We start from the raw sequence: 15,153 nt of genomic DNA on the forward strand, positions 1-15,153 counted from the left end.
TTTATATAATCACTCAGACAAATATTTTAACATGAATATTAAGTGAATGTTATCAATTTCTATTTCTATAGTGATGACAAAATGTAAGTTTTCACTTACAATAACTAAGTGTTTATTCAAAGGAGTGTAACGTTAAATGTTTGAAGCTATTATCTACAACATCTCTGTTATTGTGGCAGGAATTTACTTATTCCATCGCTTACAGTATTCAGAAAATAAAAACATGGTGTTTTCAAAAGAATACGTCACTATTTTAATGACGATAGTAGCACTTTTACTATCCGCCTATCCAGTGCCACTATTCAATGAATACGCACTCTATTTATCATTTGTACCTATTTTATTCTTAGGTAGATACACAAATATGGTATACACCGTTCTAGCCGCAGTCATTGTCTCTGTAGTCAATGTGCTAATTGGTGATTTCACTATTATTATTGCTACGATTCTCATTGTTATAGCCATCGTAGTCGGTGCAGTTGGACCATTCTTAAAACAAAGCGACATTGTTTCATTACAAATCCTTAATGCAATTACATTAGTTATTTTGGTTATTTTATCACTTATTAGCCCTTATTATGAATTAACAGAAGTGTTGTTCTTAATACCCTTATCCTTTATTTTAACGATTACTTCTTCTATCACATTTGTTGATATTTGGCATTTTTTCTCATTAGTTAATCGTTACGAAAATGAAGATAAACTGGACTATTTAACTGGCTTGGGAAATGTTAAAGAATTTGACAGACATCTAAATGAAACGACGCGTATCGCTGAAGAAAACAATGAGAGCTTAGGATTATTGCTCATTGATATAGATGGTTTCAAAGATGTAAATGATAAATTTTCACATAAATCTGGCGATGCCGTGCTTAGACAAGTAGCTCAACTATTAAAAAATTATGTACCTCAACAATTTAGTATTTATCGTAATGGCGGCGAAGAATTTTCAATTGTTTTATACGATTATACTTTAGATCAATGTGTAAAACTCAGTGAAAATATTCGTGCAGGGGTTGAACAATCTACTTTCCATATGCCAAATAAAGAAGTCATCAAATTATCTGTATCCATTGGTGTAGGTTACTTAACTCAAGAAGATTACAAATCTCAACGTAAAGTATTCAAAATTGCGGATGACATGCTGCATATGGCAAAAAATGAAGGTCGTAATCAAGTTATGTTTAATCCAATTGTTAAATTATAAAAACATTACCAAATTTAACACTGTTCAAACTGGGAGTGTATGTATGAAATCAAGGTTCAATCTTTGATTTCATACATACACTCTTTTTTTGTGCTCGCTTTTTGTAGAGACGTTTCAAATTATGTAATTTCTCTCCAATTTCAAAAAAATAAATACGTCTAAAACAGACACAGTCAACACTCAAAGAATCTATATGTTAAAATTAAAATCTAGATTCAAGCGCATATTTCAATTGTTAATTTTTTAACTTAAAAACAACAATTGCAAAATTATGTTTGTTACAATATATAATGAAGTTCAAAAATTAATAACATAGTATGAATCGTTATTGAAAGTTACTGTTGTACGCTGTAAACTTTCAATTGTTATAAAATCATTTCAGGAGGTGACCAACTATGTCAGATACAATCACTATCATCGATGAAAACAAAGTGATTGACGTCGTACTTATTGCGGGAAGAATTTTGCTAGAAAGTGGCGCTGAAACCTATCGTGTCGAGGATACGATGACACGAATTGCTGCCAATTATGGTTTAGATGATACATATAGCTTTGTAACTTCTACAGCAATTATTTTTTCCCTTAATGATCGTACGAACACACGACTCGTACGTATTCGTGAAAGAACGACTGATTTAGAAAAGATCGCCTTAACCAATAGTTTATCGCGTAAAATTTCAAATAATCAATTAGATATAGACGAGGCAAAATCAGAGCTCATACATTTGCATCACGCTTCTTTACAATTTTCATCTATTACAAAATTCTTCGCAGCAGCAGTCGCATGTGGATTCTTCTTAATCATGTTTGGCGGCGGAATTAACGACTTCTTTTTCGCAATTATTGCCGGAGCTGGTGCGTTTTTAACTTTTGATTTTGTACAACGCTATATTCAAATTAAATTCTTTTCAGAATTCCTTAGTGCAGTAGTTGTTATAACGGTCGCCGCCACATTCACTAAATTAGGTCTGGCAGAAAACCAAGACTTTATAACCATAGCTGGCGTCATGCCTCTTGTACCAGGAATATTAATCACTAATGCTATTCGTGATCTAATGGCTGGAGAATTGATTGCTGGTATGTCTCGTGGCGTTGAAGCAGCTCTCACAGCATTTGCAATTGGTGCCGGCGTTGCCATTGTTTTATTAATATTTTAAAAAGGAGTGCTTATATGCTCATCGGCTATTATGTTTTACAATTTATTGTCAGCTTTTTAGCAACAATGCTTTTTTCTATTATCTTTAACGCACCACGTCGACTCCTTTTAGCTTGTGGTTTCGTTGGCGCAATGGGCTGGATTATCTTCAAACTTACTGTGGACTTGGATTTCGGTAAAGTAATGGCTTCATTTTTAGGAAGCTTTATTTTAGCAATTATGAGTCACGTAATGAGTAGACGTTACAAACGACCTGTTATTATCTTTATTGTTCCAGGGATTATCCCATTAGTACCAGGTGGTTTAGCATATGAAGCGACGCGTTATTTAGTTAGTAATCAATATACACTCGCTACAAATACATTTCTTGAAGTCACGTTGATTTCAGGCGCGATTGCTTTTGGTATTCTATGTGCAGAAATCATCTATCATCTCAATACACGGATTAAACAACATTATGGTAGAATGAATGGTAAAACATATAAAAAATCTTACAATATGAACAATAGAGCTTAAGGGGTGTTTTTTTGAAAACTGATATAATTGATAGATTAACAAGATATGTAACAATAGATACACAATCTGATCCAGAGTCTAATACTACGCCTTCTACTGAGAAGCAATGGGATTTACTAAATTTGTTAAATGACGAGTTAACGGATTTAGGTTTAGAAACTGACATTGATGAACAAGGTTATTTATTCGCAACATTAGAAAGTAATGTTGACGAAGTTTTACCTACCGTTGGCTTTTTGGCACATGTTGATACTTCGCCTGATTTCAACGCATCAAAGGTAAATCCACAAATTATAGAAAATTATGATGGCCAACCTATCAAATTAGGTGAAACGAGTCGTATATTGAGCCAAGATGTATTTCCTGCTATGAAACACGTAGAAGGTCATACGTTAATGGTCACAGATGGCACATCACTATTAGGTGCTGATGACAAAGCTGGTGTCGTTGAAATCATGGAAGCAATGAAGTATTTAACGGAACATCCAGAAGTCAAACATGGACCTATTCGTATCGCTTTTACGCCAGATGAAGAAATTGGCAGAGGCCCTCATGCCTTTGATGTTGAGCGCTTTAATGCGGATTTCGCCTACACTATGGATGGTAGTGAATTGGGCGAATTACAATATGAAAGTTTCAACGCAGCAGAAGCAATCGTTACGTGTCACGGTGTCAATGTACATCCTGGTTCTGCTAAAAATGCTATGATTAACGCTATTCTCTTGGGTCAACAATTCAATTCATTATTACCACAAAATGAAGTACCCGAAAGAACAGAAGATTACGAAGGTTTCTATCATTTAATGAAAATGAACGGTGATGTTGAAAAAACGACATTACACTATATTATTCGTGATCATGATAGAAATCATTTTGAATTACGTAAGAAGCGTCTTGTTGAGATTAAAAATGATATTAATACGCATTATACTGATGCACCGATAGAAATCGAAATCAATGATCAATACTATAATATGGGTGAAAAAATCGAACCAAACCCACATGTAATTGATATACCTAAACGTGTCTTTGAAAAGTTAGAAATCCCTGCTAATACAGCCCCTATTCGTGGTGGAACAGACGGGTCTCAACTTTCATATATGGGACTACCAACCCCTAATATCTTTACAGGTTGCGCTAATTTCCACGGACCTTTTGAATATGCTTCCATTGATGTTATGGAAAAAGCTGTAGATGTTATTATTGGCATTGCGCAAGAAGTCGTAAACACTTATAAAAAGTAAAATAAATTTGTTATATAGATCCATGCTCAATAAAAAAGCGTAGATTCCTCACTTTGAGAAATCTACGCTTTTTCTATTACTCATATATACTTATATTCGTTCCTTGTCTACTTACAGTCGTTTATTTAGCATGTGTTTGAAATGTTTAACATCTACCTGTTTACACTTCAAATTGTGTTTTCAATAATTTAATTGCTTGTACTGTATAGTGTCTGATTTGAATACCCATCTTGAAGTCTGTAAAGCTTTCAGGCATTTCTATAAACGTATTAAATGTAGCAGTAACACCCATTGATTCAAACAAATCAAATTTGTCATCTGTTGCACATACGGCAATAGATGGTTTATTATGTTTGGTTGCTAACTCTGCAAGACGCACTGTTGTTGTTTCTAAGATTTGGTCTGCTTCATTTACACCTTCACCGAATATAATTAAATCCGCTTGTTGTATCAAATTATCTAAATGAGTAATTTGATCTACCAGTTCGTGGCTTGTCATAATTTCGGCATCATAAAGTACATTTAAGGCTGCAGCAATACCACCACCTGCGCCACCTCTTTGAACAGGACCCATTGTCAGTTTTAGCTCACTTTTGAAAATTTCACTTAAATACCACAGTAAGTTGTCTATTTCAGCAGCATCTTGACGTGTCATTCCGTAAAGTTCATATGTTTGCATAATTTCACTATTTTTACCATATAGTTTACTGTCAAAATCAGACATTAACTGAAAACGTACATTTTTCAATTGTGGATGAATGCCAGAAATATCTATTTTACGTATATATTTCAACATCTTACTACCTTGACGTAAATCCACTTCTTGAGCCTCATCATCATAGAATTTAGCTCCAAGTGCTTGTAGCATACCTGCACCACCGTCAAAGCTGCCTATGCCACCTAAAGACATAATAATATGTTCTGCATCATTATCTAATGCATCTAACACAATTTCGCCTAAACCATAACTTGTACGCTCAATGATTGGCTTGTCCCCTTTTAAAAACAAGTTACCTTCAATAATGGTCATATGGTTATCAGTAATGCCATAAACCGCTTCCACCTCATTCATATCTGCATCATGTGCTGGCACTTTATATTTCGTACCTGACTGCCATAAAAAGACAGAATCCATAAGTTCATGACGACCATTAAATAATGGCACTTGAACAATATCTGCTTTTTCTATTTGGCTAGCTACCGCTTCTTCCACATAACGATTGGCTTGATAGCTAGATATAATACCATTAAATTCATCCATCGCTACTAAAACTTTCATATTTGTCACCTCAAATTATTTTGTTAATAACTGTTATTTTATGATGATTATACATAACTCTATGAAAATCATCTTCCCTCTGTAGACTTATTTATTATAATAGTACATATGTTGGTTTATATCCCTATGCGAGCATTTAAAACACACTTGCTTTGCAATTAAGCGTTCTAACTCATAACCAACGCTATAAATTATAAAGTTTAGCTCTATAAATTCGTTCACTACCAAATAGCAGTCTATATTTCTCATTCACTTATTTATTATACATGCCATTAGGAAATTTTTCACATTAAAAGAAACGCTTGCTAATCTCTTAGTGTTGATAAAAGATTAACAAGCGTTTCTAAATGTAATTAAATTTGTTTTTACTCTTCAGCGTTTGCCAAAGAAGCAACATTAATTTTATCATGACTTGCATTCCAAATTGCTTGTCCCTCAACAAAATAAAATGCTTGTGGCGATTCGTGTTTCACATCTGTTTGTTCTTCTATATAATTAGATAAATCTCTCTCTTGTTGTACGATTAAGTAGTAACCATCCATATCTCTTTCATATAAAAATTTGTTGAATTGGTCCATTGCATTTGCTGAAATCGGACATGTTTCACTATGCTTCAATACAAATGCATATTTGTTTTCTTTAATAATTTGCTTAAACTGGTCAATCGAACTCAGCTTTATAGCCATTCTATTCACCTCTAAAAATATTTAACACACCCTAAGTCTCACCAAGTGTGAAAGTTCCACGATATTCTCATATCATTGTTTCCAATTATACACAATTCTCTTTTTATTGTTAACAGTTTATTCAAATTCTTATAACTTAACTTATACATCTATTAATTGTAGTTATCATTAGCTTTCTGATATTTCTTATTAAAAGTAGTTTCATACTGTTCTAGTTCTTCACCTTTTTGAGGTAACTTATTGTAATCTATTTTCGCTAATTGCTCACTAATTTCAATAGTTTCTTCTCTTGTTTCATAATAATTTTGCAAGCTATAATACATCTCAATAGCATTTTTTCGAGCGTCATTGACATAGGCATCTGTTATTTCAGCTTTATTCAAGTCTCTAATTTGCTTAGTAATTAATGGCATAATTTGCTCTTTAATAGATTTTTTTATTTCATTTGAATCTGTAGAATCAGCCTCTTCTTCTGCAGTGTTTTTTAAGTCTTTATTGTTTTGTTCTAATTTATTTTTAAAATTAGTAACATCTGTACTATTACCAACTGTACTAGCTTTTTGTATATTGTCCTCTACTTGTGATCTGTTTTTTTCAAATAGTTTTGTGTATTCTAAGATATCTTCATTTGCTTTAATCGATTGATTACATAGATCAACAAACGTTTTCAACTCATTGATTGCTGATTTTTTCTTTTTTACTGAATCTAAATAAGTAGATTTAAGCTCTTTTGTTTCATTTGAATCCGTTGGTAAATTTTTTGCTGCTGTTTCGTATTCTTCTAGTTTAGGAATCAATTTGCTATTTAATTCATTTTGCAAATCATTAAATGCTTTCTTGTTTTTATCTGTCATATCTGTCTTACTCAAATTATCTAAACGTTTTAATTGTATGTCATCCATAACATTTCTTAGTTCTTTTTCTTTATTTTTCACATCATTTAACGAACTATCAAAATCTTTGAATTCGTTCTCTCCTTCGTTGTTACAGGCAGCTAGTGAAATAGAAAAACAAACTAATAAAACAATGTACAGTATTTTTTTCATTTCTGAACTCCTTATCATTACATATTATACAGAAACTTATTTAACTTGAAAATGATATATGATATATTGTTTCAGAATTTACAGTTTAACAGTTATATAATAACATTTAAAGGAGTGGTCAACCTATATGTATTCACGCATACAATTATTTATAACTGAAGATAATAACAATCATTTCACCCAGCGATATAATTATCTCAAAAACGTTTTATTCAATTTATTGGATACACCTGTTAAATCAACACATCACATCGGAGGCACAAGACACTTCATGTATCCTACTGAACCTATATTAGATATTTTAGTTGGGGTAAATAATTTACATGACGTGACTTCTTTAGACGAAAAGCGTTTGAATTATGAAGGCTTATATCGATTACACCATCCATATAAGAAAAAAATAGTCATGGCTCAATTTAACAATCTTATTGAGTTAAAACAAATCACACGACTACATATTATTCAAACAGACACGCCACTCTACACTGATTATTTAGAGATGAATAATTTACTGGCTTCAAACAGTATGATTGCCATGCATTTTAATAATATAAAACAACGTTTAGCAAGTCATAACGTAACCATTCGTGATTATGAAAAACACAAACTAATGCTATTTCAACAATTAATTGAACAAACAGACCACAAGTCATTATTAAAATGATTTATGATGACTTATTAATTTAATCAACAGCTTAAAATTTGAATAAAACTATAAAACCTTTAATAAATTGCTTTACTATTTAGCAAAGACGGGTAATCATTGGTATAATAAACAAAATGAATTCAACAGGAAAGGATGTTCTAGACTTGCATAAAGATGACATCTTAAAAGAATTAGAAGCAATTGTTCCAAAAGAAATTATTAAAATAGACGAACCATTAAAACGTTATACATATACTGAAACTGGTGGTCAAGCAGACTATTATTTATCACCTACCCAAAATGAACATGTCCAATCTATCGTTCACTATGCATATACAAATGATATCCCGGTCACTTATTTAGGCAATGGCTCAAACATTATTATTCGTGAGGGCGGTATTAGAGGCATTGTAATTAGCTTACTCTCACTAGATTATATAGACGTTTCAGATGATGCTATTATTTCAGGCAGTGGTGCAGCGATTATCGATGTATCTCGTACTGCTAGAGACCATGCGCTAACTGGCTTAGAGTTTGCTTGTGGTATCCCAGGATCAATTGGTGGCGCTGTTTTTATGAATGCTGGTGCATATGGCGGCGAAGTCAAAGATTGCATTGACTATGCGCTGTGTGTAAATGATAAAGGTGAACTCATTACATTAACTAATAAAGATTTAGAGTTAGATTACCGTAATAGTATTGTTCAAAAAGAACATTTAGTCGTTCTCGAAGCAGCATTCACTTTAATGCCTGGTGACAAACAAGATATCCAAGAAAAAATGGATGATTTAACGGAAAGAAGAGAATCTAAGCAACCTTTAGAATATCCATCATGTGGTAGTGTGTTTCAACGTCCTCCTGGCCACTTTGCCGGTAAATTGATTCAAGATGCTGAACTACAAGGTCATCGTATTGGTGGCGTCGAAGTGTCTAAGAAACATGCTGGCTTTATGGTGAACGTAGACAATGGAAGCGCAACAGACTATGAAGATCTAATCCACCACGTTCAAAAAGTAGTAAAAGAGAAATTTGATGTTGAACTACATCGAGAAGTTAGAATTATTGGCGAACACCCAAACGATAATTAGGAGAATTGATTATGGTTAATATATATGGTTCTACTGTAGACAATGAAGCACGTTGCACGCATTATCCAACACCATTAGACATCATCGCAATTAAATTTAAGTGTTGCGGTAAATACTATCCATGCTATAAATGTCATAACGAACATGAATCACATGCTATAAAAAGATGGGATTCTAGTGAATTTAATGAAAAAGCAATTTTATGTGGTGTATGTAGACATGAAATGACAATCAATGAATATATGATGATTGAAGCCTGTCCTAAGTGTGATGGCCACTTTAATAATCGTTGTAAATATCATTACCATCTTTATTTTTCTATATAAACTTCATGCGTTATGCTTATTAATGAATTGAAAAAGGTACTAATCCGTTAATTAATGGATTAGTACCTTTTTATATTAAAAATAAACTTATACCGATTTTCAAGTACAAGCTTAACTAGGGAAACAAATATAAAATAACTTTAAGGCTTGGCACTATGTACTTTATTTTAAAATTCACACACTATTTTATTTGTTCTTTTACAAATTGTACAAAGGCTTCTGCATCACCTTTTTGTATTTGCTTCATTGGCATTGGTCCAATATTAAAAGTAAAATCAATTTTTTCACCATCGTAACTAATTTGTTCTACTTCTTTATAAGCAATACTTCTGTAATAAAATTCCCCATTCATATCAACATTTAAAATAATACGTTCATTTGTTGCAATAAAAGCACCTTCAAATTCTGAAGAACCTTGAACTGAATATTCTATTGTACCTAATACACTTGGCCCCTTGTTCTCAGTTGGAAATAAATCACTTGGATTTACATTATCTAAAATCATGTACTTCACTCACCCTTTTCTTTAGTATATTATACAAGTTTTAAAAATGAATTTTCACGTACTTAATCAATTCATTTTTAGCATAACAAAGAAAATGTTTAATCTAAAGTTCCAAGCCACCCCAAACTATCTTCTTGAAACATAAAAAGTCGACAAAGCCATATGGCTTTGTCGACTTTCTGAAAGGAATTGTATCCCCCACGATTATCCTTTTTAAATATTATTTTTCAATTGCTTTTTCTACTTCTTCAATTTGTTTAATTGATGTAGTTGTAGAACCACTTGCGAAGTACCAAAGTTTTGGATCTAATTCATAAACTTTGTTTTCTTTTATAGCATCTACATTTTTGATAACGTCGTTACCTAAAGCTTGTTCAGCTGTTGACTTACCAGCAATTGCTTGTCCACGGTCCATAGCAAAGATGATATTAGGATTTTTTTCTGCTATATACTCATTCGTTACGTTTTGACCGTGTTTACTACTCTTAATATTTTCATCTGCAGCTGTGAAGCCCATTGTATCAAAAATCATTGCACCGAATCGTTCTCCAGCACCGTATGTTGATAATTCACCTTCGTTAACTAATAAGAATAATGCTTTTTCATCTTTTAAGTCTTTTGTTTTTTCTTTGATGCCAGCAATTTTATCATCTAATTTTTTAGTAAGTGATTCTGCTTCGTCTTCTTTTTGGTAAATTTTACCTAATGTTTCAGTGTTTTTCTTCATTGAATTCACTTGGTCTTTGTCGTCAGCGCCAACATATACAACTTTTGCATCTGGTGCTGCTTTTTTGAATTCATCTAGATTTTTTTGATTTGCTGTACGCCCAGAAATATAAATTACATCTGGTTTAGCTTCTGCAACTTTATCGAAATTAACTTCTTTTAGGCTTCCTGTGTTTAAGTATTTTTCATCTTTAAAATCGCTTAAGAAATCAGGTAGTGACTTAGCTCCTTCACCTTTAGGAAGTGCTTTAACTTTATCTTCAAGTCCTAATTCTTTCAATGTATCTAATGTACCATAATCAAAAACAACTGCTTTTTCAGGGTTTGTTGGCACTTCTACTGTTTCTTTAACCGTTTTAGCATCACTGCCATCACGTTTTTCCCCACTAGCCTTATAATTATTTTCAACTTTTACAGTTTTATTTGAACCTTCACTTTCTGATTTTGCATCAGATGATTTTTTATCCTCTGATCCACCATTACTACATGCTACTAATAAAAACATTAAACCTACAACTAATAATAAAGATAATTTTTTCATGTTTCTTACGCCTCCTGATTTTCCTAATGATGTATTCCTTTTATGCCCTTAAAAAGTATAACCACGTTACAGTTGCATCACTCCCTTCAAATGTTACGAATGGAATTACATTGAGTATGCGAGCTCTAAATCTTGAGTTGCTGTGAGCTCATCGAAATACACACAAATGCGTTGACCGCGGATTTCTTCAATTCTTACATCCATGTCATATAAAGCTTTTAATGTATCTGTTTGAATAACCTCATCTTTTGTACTTGCTTTGACAACTTCACCGTCTTTTAAAGCGATAATATCGTCTGAATAACAAGAAGCGAAGTTAATATCGTGAATAACAACGATTACAGTTTTATTTAAATCTTTTGCGAGTTGTCGTAATGTTTGCATAATTTGAACTGAATGTTTCATATCAAGATTATTCAATGGTTCATCTAACAAGATATAATCTGTATTTTGCGCAATTGTCATGGCTACATATGCACGTTGACGTTGCCCACCAGATAGTGTTTTTATATAGCGATTTCTAATCTCTTTAAGATGTAACAATTCCAACGCATATTCAACTTGTTCTTTATCTTCTTGTTTGAGATGACCTTTAGAATATGGAAATCGTCCAAAATTGACTAATTGCTCTACCGTAATATTGAGTTCTGTATGATTAGATTGTTTAAGTATCGATAATCTTTTAGCTAATTCATTACTTTTATAATCACTAATTGATTTACCTTCGATTTCTATAGAGCCATCTTCAAAGTCCATTAGGCGTGTAATTGCGGCTAACAATGTACTTTTCCCAGCGCCATTTGGTCCAATCATAGAAGTGAGTCGTCCTTTATTTATATCAACATTAATATCTTTTAAAATTTCTTTATCTTGAATATTTTTATTAAGCCCTTGTACTCGTATCAATTCGCATGTCTCCTTTTTATTAATAAGTAAATGAAGTAACTTCCACCTACTAGATCAATAATTATACTTACTTGCGTCGTTGCTTGGAATAAATTCTCTACTACACCTTGTGCTATGAATAGACTTAGCCAACTCATTAAAATAGTTGCTGGTAATATGTATTTATGTTCATATGTCTTCATCAATTCATGTGCTAAGTTAACAGTTAATAATCCTAAAAATGTAATCGGACCAACGAGTGCTGTTGAAACAGATACAAGCACTGAAACGAGTATTAGCAATAATCTCGTTAACGTTTTATATGAAATACCTAAATTGATTGCTTGATCTTTTCCTAATAAAAGCACATCTAAATATGGTATAGCCCGCATCGTAATCAAAATGAGAATAACTAATATAACACCACAGAGCGTTACTAATTTAGTATTAGATGCGTCAAAGTTTGCAAACATGGAGCTTTGTACAGCCAAGAAATCTTCTGGGTTTATTATTAATTCTAAAAATCCAGTAATACTTCTGAAAAAGGTCCCGAGTATAACCCCTACGAGTAGGATGAAATAAACAGAAACATCACCAATTCTGAAGATACCTTGAAATAAAAGTAATGAAAAAACAATCATTACTAATAATGAAATTGCAAAACTGAGATACAAGTTAGTAACAAATACAGACTGTACGCCAAATGCAAACACGATTAGAACCTTCACAAACATGTATACAGAATCAAGTCCCATAATTGAAGGTGTTAGTAACCGGTTACTTGTAATCGCTTGGAATATCACTACTGAAGCTGCGATTGCGGCTCCGACTAATATCATCAGTATTAATTTTCTTAATCGGCTAGAAAATTGATACTGGAAAATATCAAAATCAATACCTATCACAAGGTAAAGAGCTGCAGCTACCACTGTTACTGCAAATAAAATAGATAGTTTTGTTTTAGGGCTAGTTTGCATAGTTATGTCGTCCTTTCATCAGCAAGATTATAAAAATAACAGTGCCAAAAACACCAATTGTTAATCCAATATTGATTTCGTAAGGATACACAACAATTCTGCCGATTATATCTGAAAACATTACAAAAATAGCACCTAACATTGCTGTATGTGGCAATGCGTTTTTTAAATGATCTCCTCTGAATATAGAAACGATATTGGGAACAATCAAACCTAAAAATGGAAGTGTTCCAACTGTCACAACTACTAATGCAGTAATTGTTGCAGTAATAAATAAACCGACGTTAATTATTCTTTCATAATTAACACCTAGATTATTACTAAAATCTTTCCCCATCCCAGCAATCGTAAATTGATTCGCAAATATATATGTAAGTATTAATAAAGGAATGCTTAAGTATAATATTTCATATCTCCCGCTTGTAATAATGGCAAAATTCCCATTCATCCAGTTTCCGATACTTTGTACCGCATTCGTTCTTAAGGCAATAAATGTAGCGAAACTAGAAACGATACCACCGAGCATAATCCCTAAGAGTGGAATAAAAATGACATCAGTAAATCGAATAAATTGAACTAATTTCACAAACAGGAAGGTGCCACCAATGCTTAGCGTGACCGCAAATACTAATTTAATAATAATATTTGCTTCTGGAAATAGGATCAGCGATAATAAAATACCTAACTTAGCCCACTCCATCGTTCCTGCAGTTGTTGGACTAACAAATTTATTTTGCATCATTTGTTGCATAATCAATCCCGCAAGTGCCAACGTGCTTCCAGAGATTAATATACTTACCGTTCTCGGAATCCTACTAGATACAATTATGTTTATTTGCTCTTTAGATAAGTGGAATATGTCTGTAATTGAAACATTACTGACACCAATAAATAGAGAAAGGATAGTTAATAATAATAAAATAATAAATAGGACAATACCATTAAGTAAGAATTTCATAATGAGGTAACCTAATCCTTTCGATGTACAATGAATTCATAAACACTATTGGTTTTGATAATCATTATCAATAGTTATATTAAAATTTTAACATTTTTGGCGGTAAATTCAATAGCAATAGGCCATTTTAGTAAAAGTATTCGTAAATTATGTAAAAAAATGACCTTCCAAATTATTTTCACCAAATAAAAAGCCACCAAATTCTCCTTTCGGAAAATCTAGCAGCTCTTAAAATAGGAAGCATTGTTCCTAGTATTTTCTTGTAGCGTCATGTTATCTGGGCAGTCTTAAACAGACTTAACCAAATTACATAACTGCAACAATTTTATTTTAATCTTCAAATACAAAGTCTTCATCTTTTAATGCTTCAACATTCAACGCTAACGTATAACCGTCACCTTTAACTGAGAAAAAGTCATGGTTTTTCGTTGAAGTATCTAACGCATTTTCAATAATTGGGTTAAATTCTTTTTCTTCAAAGTATGAATCAAAGCCTAAGTTAGCTAATGCTTTATTACCATTATATCTAACATAATTTAGTACATCTTCTGCTATTCCTACTTCATCATATAGTGAATGTGTGTACGCTACTTCGTTTTTATACAAGTCATCTAACAACTTATACATGTCCTGATCTGCTTGTTGTTTTTCACTTTCTGACAGTTCATTACGCATACTTTGTGCATCCATACCTGTAAATACACCGTGGATAGATTCATCTAATAAGATTTTACGTATAATCTCACCCGATGTTGTCATTCTTCCTTGTCCTGCAAGGTAAAGTGGATAATAGAAACCAGAATAGAATAAGAATGTTTCTAAAAATACACTTGATACACGTGCCATATATTGATCATATACAGACGCATCTTTACCCCAAAGTTTGTGATAGTTATTTACAATTTTATCTGATTTGTATTTTAAATGTGGTTCTTCTAAAACCCATTTATCTAATAAATAGTTCGTTTCACTGGAAGGTAGTAACGTTGTAAAGATATGCGAATAACTTTTAGCATGGACTTGTTCCATCATACCCATAAATGAATAGACCGCTTTTTTACGTAAATCCGTTGTGTGTAACATGATAAGTGGCATACCGTCATCTGCTTGATGTGTATCCAATCCTGTTAAACCTGCTAAAGCTTTTTTGAAGGCGTTCTTTTCTGCGTCAGATAAAGTCTTCCAACTTGCAATATCTTTTGATACTTTAAACTCTGTTTCTACCCACATTTGTGAAATATTTTGTCGCCAAAACATATTTGTCATGTCTTCTTGCGTATTCCAATTGACTGCTTTCATTTAGATAAATTCCCCTATCCAGTAAAAATTTAATTAAGCAGTGATTTACAGCCTAATCTATATAAAAG

At 32.5% G+C, this 15,153-nt stretch carries 16 protein-coding genes; 7 read left to right on the forward strand and 9 right to left on the reverse strand.

Annotation, left to right across the window (positions count from 1 at the left end):
• Window positions 1-136 precede the first annotated feature (136 nt).
• The 4 genes from gdpS (at window position 137) to pepT (ending at window position 4,123) form a co-directional block, all read left to right on the forward strand.
• A complete protein-coding gene (gdpS, locus tag MHB47_RS10320; protein WP_002508284.1) occupies window positions 137-1,207 on the forward strand; it encodes a GGDEF domain-containing protein GdpS in 1,071 nt (356 codons plus the stop codon).
• A gap of 395 nt (window positions 1,208-1,602) precedes the next feature.
• Window positions 1,603-2,364, forward strand: a complete 762-nt coding sequence (locus MHB47_RS10325; RefSeq protein WP_002508285.1) for a threonine/serine exporter family protein — start codon at window positions 1,603-1,605, stop codon at window positions 2,362-2,364.
• A 14-nt stretch (window positions 2,365-2,378) separates the two neighbouring features.
• Window positions 2,379-2,879 carry a threonine/serine exporter family protein gene (locus MHB47_RS10330; RefSeq protein WP_002508286.1) on the forward strand — a complete coding sequence of 167 codons (501 nt, stop codon included), beginning with the start codon at window positions 2,379-2,381 and terminating at the stop codon, window positions 2,877-2,879.
• An 11-nt stretch (window positions 2,880-2,890) separates the two neighbouring features.
• On the forward strand, window positions 2,891-4,123 hold the full coding sequence (pepT, locus tag MHB47_RS10335) for a peptidase T (protein ID WP_069819113.1): 1,233 nt from the start codon (window positions 2,891-2,893) through the stop codon (window positions 4,121-4,123).
• A gap of 160 nt (window positions 4,124-4,283) precedes the next feature.
• Here the strand turns inward: pepT and MHB47_RS10340 are convergent, their stop codons facing one another.
• From MHB47_RS10340 to MHB47_RS10350, 3 genes are all read right to left on the reverse strand, one after another.
• A complete protein-coding gene (locus tag MHB47_RS10340) occupies window positions 4,284-5,402 on the reverse strand; it encodes a glycerate kinase (protein WP_340756538.1) in 1,119 nt (372 codons plus the stop codon).
• Window positions 5,403-5,767: 365 nt separating this feature from the next.
• Complete coding sequence (gene ytxJ, locus MHB47_RS10345) at window positions 5,768-6,088, reverse strand: bacillithiol system redox-active protein YtxJ (protein WP_002508289.1); 321 nt, start codon at window positions 6,086-6,088, stop codon at window positions 5,768-5,770.
• A gap of 152 nt (window positions 6,089-6,240) precedes the next feature.
• A complete protein-coding gene (locus tag MHB47_RS10350) occupies window positions 6,241-7,134 on the reverse strand; it encodes an EMYY motif lipoprotein (protein ID WP_340756540.1) in 894 nt (297 codons plus the stop codon).
• 127 nt (window positions 7,135-7,261) lie between these two features.
• Between MHB47_RS10350 and MHB47_RS10355 the strand changes: the two genes are divergently transcribed.
• The 3 genes from MHB47_RS10355 to MHB47_RS10365 all read left to right on the forward strand — a co-directional run bounded on the left by MHB47_RS10355 (window position 7,262) and on the right by MHB47_RS10365 (window position 9,194).
• Entirely contained in the window at window positions 7,262-7,798 is a 537-nt protein-coding gene (locus MHB47_RS10355) for a GrpB family protein (protein ID WP_340756542.1), read from the forward strand.
• Window positions 7,799-7,914: 116 nt separating this feature from the next.
• The gene (gene murB / locus MHB47_RS10360) at window positions 7,915-8,868 is read left to right on the forward strand and encodes a UDP-N-acetylmuramate dehydrogenase (RefSeq protein WP_394342244.1); all 954 of its coding nucleotides are present in this window, start codon (window positions 7,915-7,917) and stop codon (window positions 8,866-8,868) included.
• Between the two features lie 11 nt (window positions 8,869-8,879).
• Window positions 8,880-9,194, forward strand: coding sequence for a CHY zinc finger protein (locus MHB47_RS10365; RefSeq protein WP_002508293.1), 315 nt, complete (start codon window positions 8,880-8,882; stop codon window positions 9,192-9,194).
• Window positions 9,195-9,375: 181 nt separating this feature from the next.
• Here MHB47_RS10365 and MHB47_RS10370 read toward each other — a convergent pair whose 3' ends face one another.
• The 6 genes from MHB47_RS10370 to nrdF all read right to left on the reverse strand — a co-directional run bounded on the left by MHB47_RS10370 (window position 9,376) and on the right by nrdF (window position 15,085).
• Window positions 9,376-9,699 carry a PH domain-containing protein gene (locus MHB47_RS10370; protein WP_340756544.1) on the reverse strand — a complete coding sequence of 108 codons (324 nt, stop codon included), beginning with the start codon at window positions 9,697-9,699 and terminating at the stop codon, window positions 9,376-9,378.
• 220 nt (window positions 9,700-9,919) lie between these two features.
• Window positions 9,920-10,966: a ferrated catecholamine ABC transporter substrate-binding lipoprotein SstD gene (locus MHB47_RS10375; RefSeq protein ID WP_340756546.1), complete on the reverse strand. Its 1,047-nt coding sequence runs from the start codon at window positions 10,964-10,966 to the stop codon at window positions 9,920-9,922.
• Window positions 10,967-11,071: 105 nt separating this feature from the next.
• Window positions 11,072-11,872 (reverse strand): iron ABC transporter ATP-binding protein, encoded by an 801-nt coding sequence (locus tag MHB47_RS10380; RefSeq protein ID WP_021339445.1) that lies wholly within the window; start codon window positions 11,870-11,872, stop codon window positions 11,072-11,074.
• On the reverse strand, window positions 11,869-12,828 hold the full coding sequence (locus tag MHB47_RS10385; RefSeq protein ID WP_340756548.1) for an iron chelate uptake ABC transporter family permease subunit: 960 nt from the start codon (window positions 12,826-12,828) through the stop codon (window positions 11,869-11,871). Before MHB47_RS10385 ends, MHB47_RS10380 begins: the two co-directional genes overlap by 4 nt.
• Complete coding sequence (locus MHB47_RS10390) at window positions 12,818-13,786, reverse strand: ABC transporter permease (RefSeq protein ID WP_021339443.1); 969 nt, start codon at window positions 13,784-13,786, stop codon at window positions 12,818-12,820. The genes MHB47_RS10385 and MHB47_RS10390 overlap by 11 nt, the downstream gene beginning before the upstream one ends.
• A 330-nt stretch (window positions 13,787-14,116) precedes the next feature.
• Window positions 14,117-15,085 carry a class 1b ribonucleoside-diphosphate reductase subunit beta gene (nrdF, locus tag MHB47_RS10395; protein WP_002508300.1) on the reverse strand — a complete coding sequence of 323 codons (969 nt, stop codon included), beginning with the start codon at window positions 15,083-15,085 and terminating at the stop codon, window positions 14,117-14,119.
• Window positions 15,086-15,153: the final 68 nt, after the last annotated feature.

This window comes from Staphylococcus sp. FSL K6-3157 (genome assembly GCF_038005145.1).
GTDB classification, from domain to species: domain Bacteria; phylum Bacillota; class Bacilli; order Staphylococcales; family Staphylococcaceae; genus Staphylococcus; species Staphylococcus equorum.

What these genes read in the sequence shown, in the direction of transcription:
- MHB47_RS10350 (WP_340756540.1), bottom strand. Translation starts at nt 7,134, where the DNA reads ATGAAAAAAATACTGTACATTGTTTTATTAGTTTGTTTTTCTATTTCA.
- MHB47_RS10385 (WP_340756548.1), bottom strand. Translation starts at nt 12,828, where the DNA reads ATGCAAACTAGCCCTAAAACAAAACTATCTATTTTATTTGCAGTAACA.
- nrdF (WP_002508300.1), bottom strand. Translation starts at nt 15,085, where the DNA reads ATGAAAGCAGTCAATTGGAATACGCAAGAAGACATGACAAATATGTTT.
- MHB47_RS10390 (WP_021339443.1), bottom strand. Translation starts at nt 13,786, where the DNA reads ATGAAATTCTTACTTAATGGTATTGTCCTATTTATTATTTTATTATTA.
- MHB47_RS10325 (WP_002508285.1), top strand. Translation starts at nt 1,603, where the DNA reads ATGTCAGATACAATCACTATCATCGATGAAAACAAAGTGATTGACGTC.
- MHB47_RS10330 (WP_002508286.1), top strand. Translation starts at nt 2,379, where the DNA reads ATGCTCATCGGCTATTATGTTTTACAATTTATTGTCAGCTTTTTAGCA.
- murB (WP_394342244.1), top strand. Translation starts at nt 7,915, where the DNA reads ATGAATTCAACAGGAAAGGATGTTCTAGACTTGCATAAAGATGACATC.
- MHB47_RS10365 (WP_002508293.1), top strand. Translation starts at nt 8,880, where the DNA reads ATGGTTAATATATATGGTTCTACTGTAGACAATGAAGCACGTTGCACG.
- gdpS (WP_002508284.1), top strand. Translation starts at nt 137, where the DNA reads ATGTTTGAAGCTATTATCTACAACATCTCTGTTATTGTGGCAGGAATT.
- MHB47_RS10355 (WP_340756542.1), top strand. Translation starts at nt 7,262, where the DNA reads ATGTATTCACGCATACAATTATTTATAACTGAAGATAATAACAATCAT.
- ytxJ (WP_002508289.1), bottom strand. Translation starts at nt 6,088, where the DNA reads ATGGCTATAAAGCTGAGTTCGATTGACCAGTTTAAGCAAATTATTAAA.
- MHB47_RS10340 (WP_340756538.1), bottom strand. Translation starts at nt 5,402, where the DNA reads ATGAAAGTTTTAGTAGCGATGGATGAATTTAATGGTATTATATCTAGC.
- MHB47_RS10375 (WP_340756546.1), bottom strand. Translation starts at nt 10,966, where the DNA reads ATGAAAAAATTATCTTTATTATTAGTTGTAGGTTTAATGTTTTTATTA.
- MHB47_RS10370 (WP_340756544.1), bottom strand. Translation starts at nt 9,699, where the DNA reads ATGATTTTAGATAATGTAAATCCAAGTGATTTATTTCCAACTGAGAAC.